The following is a 15,941-nucleotide window of genomic DNA, read 5'->3' as shown; positions in this document are numbered from 1 at the left end:
TTGCGAGGGTCATCCTAGATTGAGATAGGGTCATCCTCAGGTTCGATCGGGATTGCAGCAACGAAGCCCCGCCCTTTGCGGGGCTTCGGCTTATCCGGACCTTGGAAGCTAAGCCGCCGCGCGATAGGGCGACGTTTCGTCGTACGACGCAGCCGCCAACGAAGAACCCGACGAGTAGCTCGCGACTATGCCGGTCGAACTGCCGGCGATGCGAAAGAACGCGATGGAATCGATCAGCTGACGGGCCTGCATCTGCATGGCCTTGCTCGCCGCCGCCGCCTCTTCCACCAGCGCCGCGTTCTGCTGGGTGGTGGTGTCCATCTGGGTCACCGAGTGATTGACCTGCTGAATACCGGAGGACTGCGCTTCGCTCGCCGCGGAAATCTCCGCAACGATGTCGCTGACGCGCTTGATGCTGGTGGTGATCCGTTGCAGCGTCTGGCCGGACTTTTCGACCAGATCGGAGCCCGCTTTGACCTTGCCCACCGAGTCATTGATGAGATCCTTGATCTCTTTCGCGGCCGTGGCGCTTCGCTGCGCCAGGGAGCGAACTTCGGAAGCCACGACAGCAAAGCCGCGACCCTGTTCGCCAGCGCGCGCAGCCTCGACGGCAGCGTTGAGCGCCAGCAGATTGGTCTGAAACGCGATCTCGTCGATCACGCCGATGATGTCCGCAATCTGGCGACTGGACGCGTTGATCTCGGCCATCGCGGACACCGCCTGCGTCACCACCGTGCCACCCGACTCCGCCTGATTGCGCGCGTCGAGCGCCAGGGCATTGGCCTGTCGGGCGCTGTCGGCATTGCGTCGCACGGTCGCCGTCATCTGCTCCATGTTCGAAGCCGTTTCTTCCAGCGCCGCCGCCTGTTCCTGCGTGCGCTGAGACAAGTCATCATTGCCCTGAGTCAGCTGATCGGCCGCGCCGCCCACGGCATGCGCCGAAGTGCGCACGCCGCTGACGATCTCGCTGAGCTTGCCATCCATCGACTGCAACGACTCGAGCAACAAGCCCAACTCATCGCGCCGCTCGATGCGCACTTCACCGCCGAGCTCGCCATCGGCAATCCGGCGAGCCACCAGCACGGCGGTGTTCAGCGAGTTCATGATGGACTTCACCAGGAACACCGCCAGGGTCGCCGCCACCACGATGCCCAGACCGGCCAGCAGGGTCACCAGAATGCGATTGCTTTGATACATCTCCTGCGACTCGTCGCGCATCTTCGCGGCGTTGTCGAACTGGTACTTCTGCGAAGCCTGGATGTTTTCGCTGAACGCGGCGAAGGCCGGCTCGAGCTGCTCCATGCGCAGCCGGTTGGCGCGATCCATGTCGCCCGCGCGTACCGCGGCGCGAATGGCTTCGATGGCGGCGAGCACCGGTTTACGCAGATCCATGGTCTCGTTGTGCAGCTTGCGAGCGCCTTCGGTGGTGATCAGCGCTTCGCGATCCACGATGCGCTGTTCGATCTGACGCAGATCCGCTTCGATCTGCCGCTCGGCGGCCGCGAACGCGGCGGGTGTCCGTTGCGCCAACGACAAATCCAGCACTTGCACCGTATGCAGCTGCAGGGAATAAATCTCACCGATCCAGGCGACCGGCTGAGTGCGACGCTCGAACATGTAGTTCACGTTGTAATTGATCTTGCTCAACGCCATCAGGCTCATGAGCAGGACCGCCGCCAGCACGCCCACCAGGATGCCGGTGGTGGCGATCAGGCGGGCTTTGATACTCAAATTCATGGACAGGACACCGAGTCGAACACTCGGAGGGTATCGGCGCGCTGGGTCCTTACTGGAGGCGGCAGCGCCGCGATCAGGGTTTGCCTGCTCGCGGCGCGCGGGATTCAATGCGATCGCTGCGCTCGGGCGACTTCGACGATCTTGCTTTCGTTGCTGTTCGCGTGACCCAGTTCGCATAACTGCCGGTACGCCGCGTCGGCCAACGCTCCGAACGGCGCACCGATGCCGAGCTTGCGCGCCAGGCGCAGCGCGTAGTCCACGTCCTTCACGCGTAGCTGCGGCGTGAACTGAATGTTTCGATCGTGCTCGCCATCGACGATGCGCCATGCATTGCGTACGACCTGCGGGCTCGCGGCCTGGCCGGTGGCAATGGCTTCCGCAACGGTGTGCAGATTCAAGCCGGCGCGCTCTGCGAGCGCCATGCCTTCGGCGATCGCGGCGATCTGGATCGCGCCTTGCAGATTGATCATCAATTTGTACGCGGTCCCGGCGCCGATCGCGCCGAAGTGGACAGTTCGTTTCGCGATCGCCTCGAGCACCGGCTGCGCGCGCGCCAGATCTTCGGTGCTCGCACCTACTAATAATGTGAGCTCGCCTGCGGCCGCCATGTCAGGCAAGCCGGTCACCGGGCAATCGATGTAACTCAGCGAGCGTTGTTGCGCTTCGGCGGCCAGCTCCAGCACCCAGTCATGCGATAACGTGGAACACTCGATGGCGAGCGTGCCGGCGGGCACCGTGTCGCTGAGCAGGCCTTTTTTCCCCAGCCAGACCTCGCGTGAGGCCGCATCATCGGCGACCATCGAGATGATGACTTCAGCGCCCTCCGCCGCTTCTCTCGGCGAAGCGCACAGCGTCGCGCCCTGCGCCACCAAGGCTGCCGCCCGCTCGGGCGTGCGGTTGTATATGCGAAGCCGGTGCCCCGCCGCGCCCAGCCGCTGCGCCATGCCGATGCCCATGCGACCCAAGCCAATGAACGTCACGTTCGCCATGCCATCCTCGGTTGATCCCTTCGCGAGGGCCGGCCGGCGTTAGCGAATTTGTACTAAACGTCTTTGCCCGCCCCAAGTGCCCCACACCGTACCACGGTTTGTCCCTAATTCCGTGCCCCCCATTGCCTGGCGTACGGTCCCCGGGCTTTGCCAACGAACTCGATATCAGCCACGCAGCACAGCTTGTGAACGCCCGCAAAACAACGGCGCGTCTGGTCGTCGCGGTGGCCGTGATCGCAAGCTTCAGCGCGGTCGCCGACAACGTGATCATTCGCGATCCGACGTTCGAAGAGCTTGCAAGTCTTACGGTCACCTCGGTAACCGGCACCGCGCGACCGCACTTCACCTCGCCGGCCGCCACCCACATCCTGACCGCCGAGGAGTTGCATCAACTCGGCCTCAGAAGCATTCCGGATGCCTTGCGTTACGCCCCCGGCATGCAGGTGTCGCAGTTGGACTCATACCGGTGGTCCGTTTCGGCGCGCGGCTTCAACTCGATCGCAGTAGACAAGCTGCTGGTGCTGGTCGACGGACGCTCGGTGTATACGCCGCTCTCGTCGGGCGTGTACTGGGAGCAGAATGCGGGCGTCCATCACGACCTCGATCGCATCGAGGTGATTCGCGGGCCAGCCGGCTCCGTGTGGGGCGCCAACGCCGTGAATGGCGTGGTGAACATCCTTTCCAAATCCGCACGCGAGACTCAAGGCACGGCGCTCACGGTGGGCACCGGCACGGAAGAACAAGCCTTCGGCAGCTTCAGATACGGCGGCGCCGCTGGTGAAAATGCCTGGTATCGCGCCTATGTCAATTACAGCCGACATGACGACTCCGAATTGGGCAATGGCCGAGCCACCGGCGACGGCTGGGAAATCGGCCATGTCGGTGTGCGTTACGACCGCGAGGGCCCGGGCAGCCGCCTCTTCTTCAAGGCTGAAGCCCACTCCGGAGATTTCGAGGAGCCCGGGCAGACACCCGCACCCACCCCGCCCTACGAAACATCCATCCGCGATGGTTTCAATCGGGGTGGCTTCGTGCAAGCCAGTTGGTCGCAGCGCCTGACCAACGGCGCGGAGTTTGCGATCGGCGCGTGGTACGAGCGGCTCGAACGGCGCTTGCAGCCGATCGACGAACGCAGCGACACGGTCGATCTCGGCGTTCGCTACGGCACGCAGCTGGGCGATCACACCGTCAACGCCGGCGCGCTCTATCGTTACGTCGATCACCAGACGAGCCCCAGTTTTGCGCTGACGTTCTCGCCGCCGGATCACACGCTGCATCAATGGTCCGGGTACTTGCAGGACGAGATCCAGTTCGCGCCTCGCTTCAGCGCCACGCTCGGCGTTCGCTTGGAAGACGCGCCGTTCACCGGACGCGAATGGCAGCCCAATGTGCGATTGAGATGGAGCATCGCCGACGAACATTCGCTGTGGGCAGCAGTCGGGCGCGCGGTGCGCACGCCTGGCATCGCCGACGAATCCCGCAACTACACCATTCGTGTGTTTCCGCCAGGAAGGTTCGGCCCAGGCTCGCCTCCGGTGCGACAGCAGGTGCTCGGCAGTCCGGGGCTGAAATCGGAAGTATTGCTGGCCTATGAAGTCGGCTGGCGCGGACGCTGGAGCAATGACGCAATGTTCAGCGTATCGGCGTTTTACAACGACTACGACCGCCTGATGCTGTTCGCGCCACAGGCGCTGGACACGGTGACGCTCGCCCCGGAGTTCTGGCGACTGCCGCTCACGCCGAACAACGCCGGTTCGGGTCAAGCGCTCGGCGCGGAATTCACCGCAATGTGGCGACCGACATTGCACTGGCGGCTGTTCAGCGAAGTTTCCTATCTGGATCTGAAAGTGCTGCCGTCCGAGTATGAGCTGGCGCGCGTGCTCACCGGTTCGTCGGCGCAGCTGCAGGCCTCGGTGCGCTCCTATATCGATCTCGGCCAGGATTGGGAGATCGGCCTCGGGCTGCGCTATGTCGATGAGTTACCCGCCCTCAACGTGGACAGCTTCATGGACGCGGAGTTGCGCGTAGCGAAGCAACTGAGTCAGGGCGTGAAGCTGGCGCTGGTCGGTAAGAACCTCTGGCAATCGCGCCATGCGGAGTTCCGTTCCGGCTCTTTTCCGCTCGACAGCTATATCGAGCGCAGTGTGTATCTCGCCCTGACCTGGCGCAGGTAACGAATGCGTTGGCTAGCCTGGCTGATGTTTGTTTCCGCGGCGGCGCTCGCAGCGAATGTGAGCACCGCGCCGGAGTACAGCATCAAGGCCGGTTACATCCTGCTGTTCACCCGCTATGTCGAGTGGCCGAAGGGCGCCTTCACCAGCGCCGATGCCCCGCTCGAGATCTGTCTGCTGGGCACGGATCCCTTTGGCTCGGTGCTGGACAAGACGATGGCGGGCCAGCGAAGCCAGCACCGTGCCTTGAACGTCCGTCGCCTCCCGGACGTGCAGGCAGCACAAGGTTGTCATGTGTTGTTCCTTGGCAGCGCCACCTTGGAACAAACCAGGCAGTGGCTCGATGCGCTCGCCGGCGAACCGGTGCTTACCATCACCGAGGATCCCGACGCCTTGGGACACGGCGCGGCGCTGTGTTTCGTACGCGAAATCGCTGACGGAAAGGCACGCATTCGCTTCGACGCCAGCCTCCCCTCCATGCAACGAGCCGGCTTGAGCGCAAGCTCGCAGATGCTGGTGGCGGCGCGCAAAGTCCATCGCGACAACCCTGGCATCTGAAGCCGCAGGAAATACCATGACGCCCTTCGCCTTCAACAACCAGCCGCTCCAGCGCAGGTTGTTGCTGCTCGTGGCGCTGGCTGCGGCAGGAGCATTGTTGCTGGCGGTCGCCGTTGCCGCCGTTTACGAATCGACCACGTATCGGCCTCGGACCATCGCGGAGGCGCACGAGCAGGTACAAAGCATTGCCTCCATCGTGACCGCGGCCGTGGAGTTCGAAGATGCACGCACCGCCAATCAATATCTGAACGCGCTCGGACGCGATCCGGACATCGAAGCCCTGGCGATCCTGCTGGAAGGCGGTGTGTTGTTTGCCGAGTATCGGCGCCCGGGCACGCAGCCGGTAGACTTCGCCGATCCGACAGTCCGGGATCAACTGGTCGCCGCCGGACACATCCTCACGTCTTACAACATCGGCTCGCAAGGCAGGCCGCGCGCGGAGTTGTGGATGGCCATGCTGCCTCGGCCGCTCGCCCATCGCCTGTTGGAATATGCAGCGCTGCTCGGCGCGGTGGCGTTATCGCTGTTGGCGCTGGCCATCATGTTGTCGATCACGCTGCGGCGTGCGTTCTCCGAACCGGTGCAAGCGCTGGCCACCACTGCGCGTGACGTCACTCGGCTGCGGGATTATCGGCGGCGAGTCGCCATCACGAGCAACGACGAGGTCGGCCAGCTTGCGCGCGACTTCAACGCCATGCTCGACGCGGTCGAAGAACGCGAACGCGCGCTCGAGCACAGCGAGGAAACGGCGCGTCGCCAGCTGATCGAGATCGAAGCGATCTACGCCAATGCGCAGGTCGGTCTATGCGTGATCGATCGAGAGCTGCGCTACGTGCGCGCCAACAAGCACATGGGAGAACTGACCGGTCAGCCGATCACGGCGTTGATCGGCCGCACGCTCGAGGAAGCGACACCTGCGCTGGCCATCACGCTCGCGCCGATATGCCGGCAGGTGCTCGAAACCGGCGAGCCAGTGGCGGACGTCGAGTTCCAGACCGGGGCCGCTACGGATGGTTTCTCACAATGCTGGATCGGCAACCATCACGCCCTGCTTGATGAACTCGGCAACATCATCGGCGTCAACGTCGTGTTCCACGACATCACCGAGCGCAAACGAGCCGATAAGCAGCGTGCCGTGCTGGAAGCTCAGCTGCGTCAAGCGCAGAAAATGGAAGCGCTCGGCACGCTGGCCGGCGGCATCGCGCACGATTTCAACAACGTGCTCACCGCCATCTCCGGCAATGCCCAGCTCGCCATCGAGGATCTCTCGCCGAATCATCCGGCTGCGGTGTCGCTGCACGAAATCAAGCGAGCGACCTCGCGCGCCAGGGATCTGGTGCGCGGGATCCTGGCGTTCAGCCGCCCGGAACAGAACATTCAGCACCTCATCGATCTGCGGCCGGTGGTGGAGGAAGCGCTGCGCCTGTTGCGGGCGGCCGTGCCGAGGATGATCGAGATGCGTCTGGAAGCCGAGCCCGACCTGCCCGCCGTCATGGCCGACGCCACGCAGGTCCATCAGGTGTTGATGAACCTCGGCAAAAACGCATGCGACGCTATGCAGGCGCATGGCGGCACACTGACGATTCGACTGGCGAGCGCACGCATCGAGTCGCTGCTCGACAGTCCGTCACCCGATGTGCATCCAGGCCATTACCTGCGCATCTCGGTGGCGGACACGGGCACGGGAATTCCGCCTGAAGCGCTCGAGCGCGTGTTCGAGCCGTTCTTCACCACCAAGGCGCACGGCGAAGGCACGGGACTCGGGCTGTCGGTCGTGCATGGCATCGTGAGGGGCCACCGCGGCGCCATCCTGGTCCGAAGCGAGCCCGGCGCGGGCACTGTATTTGACGTCTATCTTCCAGCCGCGGACCGCAAAGCGGCCGAAGTCTCTCAAGCAACCGCGCCGGCCGCCGTGACATCAGGCCGCGGCGAACGCGTGCTGTATGTCGATGACGAAGACCAGCTGGTGCATCTGGTGACCCGAATGATGGAACGCATGGGCTACAAGGTCACCGGCATGACGCGGCCGATGGACGCCATCGACGCCGTGCGGGCCGATCCCCGCCGCTTCGATCTGGTCTTGTCCGATCTCGGCATGCCCGGCATGAGCGGCATGGATCTGGCGGAAGAACTGCTGCAGATCCGCCCCGATCTGCCCATCATCATCACCTCCGGCTACGTCCGCAGCGAAGATGAACGACGCGCCGAACAGATCGGCGTGCGGGACGTCGTCATGAAGCCGAATACGGTGGCCGAGATCGGTCAGCTGATTCGCGATCGACTGGATGCGCTTCGCAGGCCGTGAGTCCTTTACCTCTAGTTACCTCTTGTTACCTCTTGTTGCTGGGGGTCTCGCGGTTCTTGGCCACGATGGCGCCGAGCAGCAGCAGGAACGCCACCAGCCGTACCGAATAGATGACGGGACTGCCTTCGCTGGGCTTGTCCACCATCAAAAACGCAATGCGATTGATGCCTTCGATGGCGAACGCCGCCGCGAACGCCAGGAACAGAGTGTCTCGGGTCTGCCGATAGAAGCGCCAGAAAAAACCGGCGGCGGTCAGCGACGCGGTGACGATCACTCCCAGGAAGAAGCCCTCAATCATGACTCACTCGCTCTCGAAGACCAGGCCGTAAACCAGCAACAGCATCGCCGCGGCGGCCGTGCCGAGTCGCCACATGTACAGGCTCTGCTCGGGGCCCAGCACTCCAAGGTCGATGAACAGCAGCGCATTCGAAATGGTGAGACCGCCGAAGCACAGTCCGCTCCACAGCAACAGGCGGCTGCGCGACCGGGCGAAGCCACGCAACAACAGGATGCAGCACGTGGCCGTAACGAGGGCACCTAGCAGATAAACGAGGCTGGCCATCAGTCGTTGTCCTTGAGTCGGAATGCCCGCGCGAAATCGCGCACCGACGCCGAGGCATTCGAGTGGATGAATCGTGTCACTTGCACCAGCTGCGTGCGATAGGACTGGGCCACCTTGTGCAGCGATTGGGTCTGCGCCTCCGATCGCTCGGCGTATTGATACTTCAGTGGCGACTGCTCGACGCGCGCGATCAGCGAACGGCGCGTCAGATCTTCCAGGATGCCTCCGGCTTGTTTCTCGTTGACATAGATGCGCGCGGCCAGCTCTCCCACCGTCCACACGGTGGTGGGCGACTGGAAGATCAGCAACAAGGCCTCGAGGTGAGGCACCGTGTCGATGTAGTCGAGGATGAATCGCTCGACCTCTGGGTCAATCGCTCCCGTCATCTCACCCGCTCGTTCGACCTTGGATGCTCATGCTCGTTATAATCACTGTCCTGCTGAACCTTGTAAAATGTCTACCTACGCTGAAAGTTCCTTCGCGACCCAATTTTTGTCGTGAAGTTTCTACCCGGGGTCGGAAGACTGATGTAAGGGTTGCACGTGCAGCGACGAATGGATAGCTTCCTTCCGCTCGTGAAGCAACAACAACCGCTTGGTCCAGCCAGCCTGCCATTTCGCGCCCGCCTCCTCCCGCCGCCGCCGGGCCGCCTGTCGTATTGATCCGGAGCTTTGAATGCAAACCCCCGCGAGAGTCCGTCGTCGCATCGCCAAAGCGCCCGTGAAAAAAATACCCGCTGGCCGCTCCACGGCCAAGGCGCCGTTGCCGTTCGATCTGAAGAATCTGCTGCTCACCCTGCAAGCGGTACGCGATGGCGACTTTTCGGTGCGCATCCAGGGGGACTACGAAGGTCTCGAAGGCAAGATCGCCGAGACCTTGAACGAGATTATCGCCTCCAATCAGCGCCTGGCCCAGGAAATGTCGCGGGCCGGCCAGGTGGTGGGCAAGGAAGGCAAGACCCGGCACCGCGTCGCCTTCGATCGCCGTTCGGGCGCCTGGGGCGACATGGAGGGCTCCTTCAATACGCTCATCGACGACCTGCTCTGGCCAACCGCCGAAGTGACTCGCACCATCACCGCGGTCGCCAAGGGCGATCTGTCGCAGACCGTGCGGCTCGAGGTCGATGGCCGGCCGTTGAAAGGTGAGTTCCTGCGCTCGGCGACCATCGTCAACACGATGATCGAACAGATGGGCCTGTTCACATCCGAAGTGACGCGCGTGGCCCGCGAGGTCGGCACCGAAGGCAAGCTCGGTGGTCAGGCTTCGGTGCCCGGCGCCGCCGGCACCTGGAAGGATCTCACCGACAATGTGAATTCGATGGCCGGCAATCTCACCGGTCAGGTGCGCAACATCGCCGAGGTGGCCACCGCCATCGCCAGCGGCGACTTGTCTCGCAAGATCACCGTCAACGTGCGCGGCGAAATCCAGCAGTTGAAAGAAGCCATCAACACGATGGTGGACCAGCTGCGCTCCTTCGCTTCCGAGGTCACGCGCGTGGCGCGTGAAGTGGGCTCCGAAGGCAAGCTCGGCGGCCAGGCCGTGGTGCCCGGCGTCGCAGGCACCTGGAAAGACTTGACCGACTCGGTGAACTCCATGGCCGCGAACCTCACCGGCCAGGTGAGAAACATCGCCGAGGTGACCACCGCGGTGGCGCGAGGCGACCTGTCTCGCAAGATCACCGTGGACGTGAAAGGCGAAATCCTGCAGCTGAAGGAAACCATCAACACGATGGTAGACCAGCTGAACGGCTTCGCTGCCGAAGTGACTCGTGTGGCGCGTGAAGTGGGCACCGAAGGCAAGCTCGGTGGCCAGGCCGAAGTGAAAGACGTGTCGGGCGTGTGGAAAGACCTCACCGACAACGTGAACTCGATGGCCTCCAACCTCACCGGCCAGGTCCGAAACATTTCCGAAGTGACCATCGCGGTGGCCAACGGCGACTTGTCGCGCAAGATCACGGTGGACGTGCGCGGCGAAATTCTGCAGCTGAAGGAAGCCATCAACACGATGGTGGACCAGCTGCGCTCGTTCGCCTCCGAGGTCACGCGCGTGGCGCGTGAAGTGGGCTCTGAAGGCGAGCTCGGCGGCCAGGCGATCGTGCCGGGCGTCGCAGGCACCTGGAAAGACCTGACCGACTCGGTCAACGCCATGGCCAAGAACCTCACCGGCCAGGTTCGTAACATCGCTGAAGTGACCACCGCGGTGGCCCGTGGCGACTTGTCTCGCAAGATCACGGTAGACGTGAAAGGCGAGATTCTGGAGCTGAAAGAAACCATCAACACGATGGTCGACCAGCTCAACGGCTTCGCCGCCGAAGTGACGCGCGTGGCGCGCGAAGTGGGCACCGAAGGCAAGCTCGGCGGCCAGGCCATCGTGCCGGGCATCAGCGGCGTGTGGAAGGATCTCACCGATAACGTGAACTCCATGGCCGGCAACCTCACCGGCCAGGTCCGAAACATTTCCGAAGTGACCATCGCCGTGGCCAACGGCGACCTGTCGCGCAAGATCACGGTGGACGTGCGCGGCGAGATTCTGCAGCTGAAGGAAGCCATCAACACGATGGTGGATCAGCTGCGCTCCTTCGCTTCCGAAGTGACGCGCGTGGCGCGTGAAGTGGGCTCCGAAGGCAAGCTCGGCGGCCAGGCCATCGTGCCTGGCGTCGCAGGCACCTGGAAAGACCTGACCGACTCGGTCAACGCCATGGCCACCAACCTCACCGGCCAGGTGAGAAACATTGCCGAGGTGACCACCGCGGTGGCGCGTGGCGACTTGTCTCGCAAGATCACCGTGGACGTGAAAGGCGAAATCCTGCAGCTGAAAGAAACCATCAACACGATGGTCGACCAGCTCAACGGCTTCGCCGCCGAAGTAACGCGCGTGGCGCGTGAAGTGGGCACCGAAGGCAAGCTCGGTGGCCAGGCCGAAGTGAAAGACGTGTCGGGTGTGTGGAAGGACCTCACCGACAACGTGAATTCCATGGCCTCGAACCTCACCGGCCAGGTGCGCAACATCGCCGACGTAGCCGCCGCTATCGCCAGCGGCGACTTGTCGCGCAAGATCACGGTGGACGTGCGCGGCGAGATTCTGCAGCTGAAAGAAACCATCAATACCATGGTGGATCAGCTGCGCTCGTTCGCCTCCGAAGTGACCCGCGTGGCGCGTGAGGTGGGCTCCGAAGGCAAGCTCGGCGGTCAGGCTTTCGTGCCAGGCGCCGCGGGCACCTGGAAAGATCTCACCGACAATGTGAACTCGATGGCCTCGAACCTCACCGGCCAGGTGAGAAACATTGCCGAAGTCTCCACCGCCATCGCGCGCGGCGACCTGTCGCGCAAGATCACCGTGGATGTGAAAGGCGAAATCCTCCAGCTGAAGGAAACCATCAATACGATGGTCGACCAGCTCAACGGCTTCGCCGCCGAAGTGACGCGCGTGGCGCGCGAAGTGGGCACCGAAGGCAAGCTCGGTGGCCAGGCCGAAGTCAAAGGCATCAGCGGCGTCTGGAAAGATCTCACCGACAACGTGAATTCCATGGCCGGCAACCTCACTGGCCAGGTGCGTAACATCGCTGAAGTGGCCACGGCCATCGCCAACGGCGACTTGTCTCGCAAGATCACGGCGGACGTGAAAGGCGAAATCCTGCAGCTGAAGGAAACCATCAACACGATGGTCGACCAGCTCAACGGCTTCGCCGCCGAAGTGACGCGCGTGGCGCGTGAAGTGGGCACCGAAGGCAAGCTCGGCGGCCAGGCCGAAGTGAAGGACGTGTCGGGTGTGTGGAAGGACCTCACCGACAACGTGAACTCCATGGCCTCGAACCTCACCGGCCAGGTGCGCAACATCGCCGAAGTAGCGACGGCCATCGCCAAAGGTGACTTGTCTCGCAAGATCACAGTGGACGTGCGTGGCGAAATCCTGCAGCTGAAAGAGACCATCAACACGATGGTCGACCAGCTCAACGGCTTCGCCGCCGAAGTAACGCGCGTGGCGCGTGAGGTGGGCACCGAAGGCAAGCTCGGCGGTCAGGCCATCGTGCCGGGCGTCGCGGGCACCTGGAAAGATCTCACCGACAACGTGAACTCCATGGCGTCGAATCTCACTGGCCAGGTGAGAAACATCGCCGAGGTGTCGACGGCCATTGCGCGTGGCGACTTGTCACGCAAGATCACGGTAGACGTGAAAGGCGAGATTCTGCAGTTGAAAGAAACCATCAACACGATGGTGGACCAGCTCAACTCGTTCGCCGCCGAAGTGACGCGCGTGGCGCGTGAGGTGGGCACCGAAGGCAAACTCGGCGGTCAGGCCGCGGTGCCGGGCGTCGCCGGCATCTGGAAAGACCTCACCGACAACGTCAACACGATGGCCAACAACCTCACCAACCAGGTGCGCGGCATCGTGAAAGTGGTGACGGCCGTGGCCAACGGCGATTTGCGTCAGCGCCTCACCGTGGAATCCAAGGGTGAAGTCGCGGCGCTCGCGGAAACCATCAACAGCATGACCACCACTCTCGCCACCTTCGCCGACCAGGTGACCAGCGTGGCGCGCGAAGTGGGCGTGGAAGGTCGACTCGGCGGACAAGCCAACGTGCCCGGCGCGGCCGGCACCTGGAGAGATCTGACTGCAAACGTGAACTTGCTGGCCGCGAATCTCACCACGCAGGTGCGCGCCATCGCCGAAGTGGCCACCGCCGTCACCAAGGGCGACCTCACCCGCTCCATTCAGGTCGACGCGCGTGGCGAAGTGTCCGAGCTGAAGGACAACATCAACGCGATGATCGGCAACTTGCGCGAGACCACCGAGCGCAACACCGAGCAGGACTGGCTGAAGACCAACCTCGCAAAGTTCAGCCGCATGATGCAAGGTCAACGCGACCTCGTGACCATGGGCGAGATGCTGCTCGCGGAGCTTGCGCCACTGGTCGGCGCGCAACAGGCGATTTTGTATATCGCCGAGCTCGATGGCGGACAGAAGGTGCTGAAGGAATTCGCCACCTACGCTGACGCCAATCGCGGCGAACGCCGGCAATGGGCCTTGCGCGAAGGTCTGGTCGGCCAGGCGGCCGCCGACGGCCGTCGCATCCTGCTCGAGAACGTGCCGCCCGATTCCATCCATGTCCGCAGCGGCTTGATCGCCGCGCGTGCGCGTAACGTCATCGCCCTGCCGATTCTGTACGAAGGCCAGGCGAAGGCGGTCATCGAGCTTGCATCGCTGCACGAGTACACCGCCTCGCAGCTGGCCTTTCTCGAGCAGCTCGCCGGCAGTATCGGCGTGGTGCTCAACACCATCGAAGCCACGATGCGCACCGAAGGCCTGTTGAAACAATCGCAGGAGCTCGCCGGCGAGTTGCAGACTCAGCAGAAAGAGCTGCAGCAGACCAACGAAGAGCTGGCCAACAAGGCCATGCTGCTGGCCGAGCAGAACGCGGAAGTGGAGCGCAAGAACGAAGAGATCGAGCTGGCGCGGCGCGCGCTGGAAGAAAAGGCGACCGAGCTCGCCCTCACCTCGCGTTACAAATCCGAGTTCCTGGCCAACATGTCGCACGAGCTGCGCACGCCGCTCAACAGCATTCTGATTCTGGGCCAGCAGCTGGCCGAGAATGCCGATGAGAATCTGACGCCGCGGCAGATCGAATTCGCCAAGACCATCCATGGCGCCGGCACCGACCTTTTGAATCTGATCAGCGACATTCTGGATCTGTCCAAGATCGAGTCCGGCACGGTCACCGTCGAGTCGGAAGAGCTGTTGTTCTCGCATCTGCGCGAGACCATCGAGCGAAACTTCCGGCATGAAGCCGAAGCGCGCACGCTGCAGTTCACCACCGACTTCGATCCGGCGCTCGGCCGACAGATCTCGACCGATCCGAAGCGACTGCTGCAGGTGCTGAAGAACCTGCTGTCGAACGCGTTCAAGTTCACCGCCCAAGGCGGCGTAACCTTGCGCGTGCGGCTGGCCGAGTCTGGCTGGAGCTCCGATCACCCGGTGCTGAATCAGGTCGCCGCGGTGGTGGCCTTCTCGGTGAGCGATACGGGCATCGGCATCGCGCCCGAGAAACAAAAGATCATCTTCGAAGCGTTCCAGCAGGCCGACGCGGGCACGTCACGCAAATACGGCGGCACCGGCCTCGGCCTCGCCATCAGTCGCGAGCTCGCTCATCTGCTCGGCGGCGAGCTGCGCCTGGTCAGCGTGCCCAATCAGGGCAGCACCTTCACGCTGTATCTGCCGCTGGCCTACGTGGGCTCGGCTTATCGGCAGCGGAGCGCTCAGCCGGGAGCGGCGCCCGTGCCGAGCACGCCGTTCCAACCGCTGGCCCTGCCGTTGCGAGCCGAAGAGCTGGTGGACGATCGCAACGAGCTGCAGGCCGACGATCGGATTCTGTTGATCATCGAAGACGATCCTCACTACGGCAAGGTGCTGCTGAACCTGGCGCGCGACAATGGCTTCAAGGCCCTGGTCGCCAAGACTGGCGCCGACGGCCTCGCGCTGGCGCGCAAGTATCGACCCACCGCCATCTCCCTCGACGTGTTCCTGCCCGACATGCTCGGTTGGACGGTATTGAATCAGCTCAAGCAGAACCCGGCCACCCGACACATTCCAGTGCAGATCCTCACCGTCGAGGAAGAGCGGCAGTACAGCCTCGAGCGCGGCGCATACGCGTTCATGAACAAGCCCGCCACTACTGATGAGCTCGCGGCGGCGCTGCAGAAGATTCGCAAATTCGCGGCCGCCAACGTGCGCGATCTGCTGGTGGTGGAAGACGATCCGGCCGAGCAGCTCAGCATCGCCGAGCTGATCGGCTTCGACGACGTGACCATCACCGCGGTCGGCAGCGGGCAGGAAGCCCTGCAGGCCATGCGCAGCCGGCAATTCGACTGCGTGGTGCTCGACCTGCGTCTGCCCGACGTCTCCGGCTTCGATCTGCTCACAGAGATCCAGACAGATCCGAAGCTGCGCGACACCCCGATCGTGGTGTTCACCGGCCGCGACTTGTCGGCCTCCGAAGAACAGGAGCTGCGCACCAAGGCCAAGAGCATCGTGCTCAAGGGCGTGCGCTCGCCGGAACGGCTGCTGGATGAGACTGCCCTGTTCCTGCACCGGGTGGTCACCAATCTGCCGCCGGCCAAGCAGAAAATGATCGAGGCGCTGCACGAGGGCGACGAGCCCCTGCACGGCCGCAAGGTGCTGGTGGTCGACGACGACGTGCGCAACATCTTCGCCTTGAACAGCGTGCTGGAGCGGCGCGGCATGCAAGTGATCAACGCCAGCAACGGCATGGACGCGATCAAGCTGGTGGAATCCACCGAGGACCTGTCGCTGGTGCTGATGGACGTGATGATGCCGGAGATGGACGGTTACGAAACCATGCGCCGGATCCGCGGCAACGCCAAGTTCCGCCTGCTGCCGATTATCGCTTTGACCGCCAAGGCCATGAAGGGCGACCGGGAGAAATGCCTGGAAGCCGGCGCGTCCGACTACGTTGCGAAACCCGTCGATACAGCGCAGTTGCTGTCTCTGGTAAGAATGTGGCTTCAACCTTAGGCCATGAACCCGCCACCGGACGCATCGACTATCCTGACCATGACGCAACCGATGATCGTAAGACCAAGTCGATTGGACCTGCCCGGCAA

Annotated in this window: 9 protein-coding genes; 4 read left to right on the top strand and 5 right to left on the bottom strand. The window is 63.2% G+C overall.

The genetic code is table 11. The annotated features are described in order from the left end of the window. Window positions 1-108: 108 nt before the first annotated feature. The gene (locus tag JM946_RS31245) at window positions 109-1,737 is read right to left on the bottom strand and encodes a methyl-accepting chemotaxis protein (RefSeq protein ID WP_203167539.1); all 1,629 of its coding nucleotides are present in this window, start codon (window positions 1,735-1,737) and stop codon (window positions 109-111) included. Between the two features lie 104 nt (window positions 1,738-1,841). Further along, window positions 1,842-2,726, bottom strand: a complete 885-nt coding sequence (locus JM946_RS12105; protein ID WP_203167538.1) for an NAD(P)-dependent oxidoreductase — start codon at window positions 2,724-2,726, stop codon at window positions 1,842-1,844. 185 nt (window positions 2,727-2,911) lie between these two features. On the opposite strand from JM946_RS12105, the gene JM946_RS12100 reads away from it, so the two are divergent. The 3 genes from JM946_RS12100 to JM946_RS12090 are packed head-to-tail and all read left to right on the top strand — an operon-like array spanning window position 2,912 to window position 7,760. After that, complete coding sequence (locus JM946_RS12100; RefSeq protein ID WP_203167537.1) at window positions 2,912-4,900, top strand: TonB-dependent receptor plug domain-containing protein; 1,989 nt, start codon at window positions 2,912-2,914, stop codon at window positions 4,898-4,900. A gap of 3 nt (window positions 4,901-4,903) precedes the next feature. Further along, the gene (locus tag JM946_RS12095) at window positions 4,904-5,455 is read left to right on the top strand and encodes a YfiR family protein (protein WP_203167536.1); all 552 of its coding nucleotides are present in this window, start codon (window positions 4,904-4,906) and stop codon (window positions 5,453-5,455) included. A gap of 16 nt (window positions 5,456-5,471) precedes the next feature. Next, complete coding sequence (locus JM946_RS12090) at window positions 5,472-7,760, top strand: ATP-binding protein (RefSeq protein WP_203167535.1); 2,289 nt, start codon at window positions 5,472-5,474, stop codon at window positions 7,758-7,760. Window positions 7,761-7,785: 25 nt separating this feature from the next. Here the strand turns inward: JM946_RS12090 and JM946_RS12085 are convergent, their stop codons facing one another. Genes JM946_RS12085 through JM946_RS12075 form a run of 3 tightly spaced genes read right to left on the bottom strand, consistent with a single transcriptional unit; the run spans window position 7,786 to window position 8,708 of the window. After that, window positions 7,786-8,058: a DUF5985 family protein gene (locus tag JM946_RS12085; RefSeq protein ID WP_203167534.1), complete on the bottom strand. Its 273-nt coding sequence runs from the start codon at window positions 8,056-8,058 to the stop codon at window positions 7,786-7,788. A 3-nt stretch (window positions 8,059-8,061) separates the two neighbouring features. Next, window positions 8,062-8,322, bottom strand: coding sequence for a DUF5985 family protein (locus tag JM946_RS12080; RefSeq protein WP_203167533.1), 261 nt, complete (start codon window positions 8,320-8,322; stop codon window positions 8,062-8,064). Further along, window positions 8,322-8,708: a hypothetical protein gene (locus tag JM946_RS12075; RefSeq protein ID WP_203167532.1), complete on the bottom strand. Its 387-nt coding sequence runs from the start codon at window positions 8,706-8,708 to the stop codon at window positions 8,322-8,324. The genes JM946_RS12080 and JM946_RS12075 overlap by 1 nt, the downstream gene beginning before the upstream one ends. 532 nt (window positions 8,709-9,240) lie before the next feature. On the opposite strand from JM946_RS12075, the gene JM946_RS12070 reads away from it, so the two are divergent. Continuing rightward, complete coding sequence (locus JM946_RS12070; protein WP_456115331.1) at window positions 9,241-15,852, top strand: HAMP domain-containing protein; 6,612 nt, start codon at window positions 9,241-9,243, stop codon at window positions 15,850-15,852. The last annotated feature ends 89 nt before the right edge of the window (window positions 15,853-15,941 follow it).

It is taken from the genome of Steroidobacter gossypii (genome assembly GCF_016801985.1).
GTDB lineage: Bacteria > Pseudomonadota > Gammaproteobacteria > Steroidobacterales > Steroidobacteraceae > Steroidobacter > Steroidobacter gossypii.
Note: the sequence above shows the minus strand (reverse complement) of the source record. Positions and strands in the feature narration are given on the sequence as shown.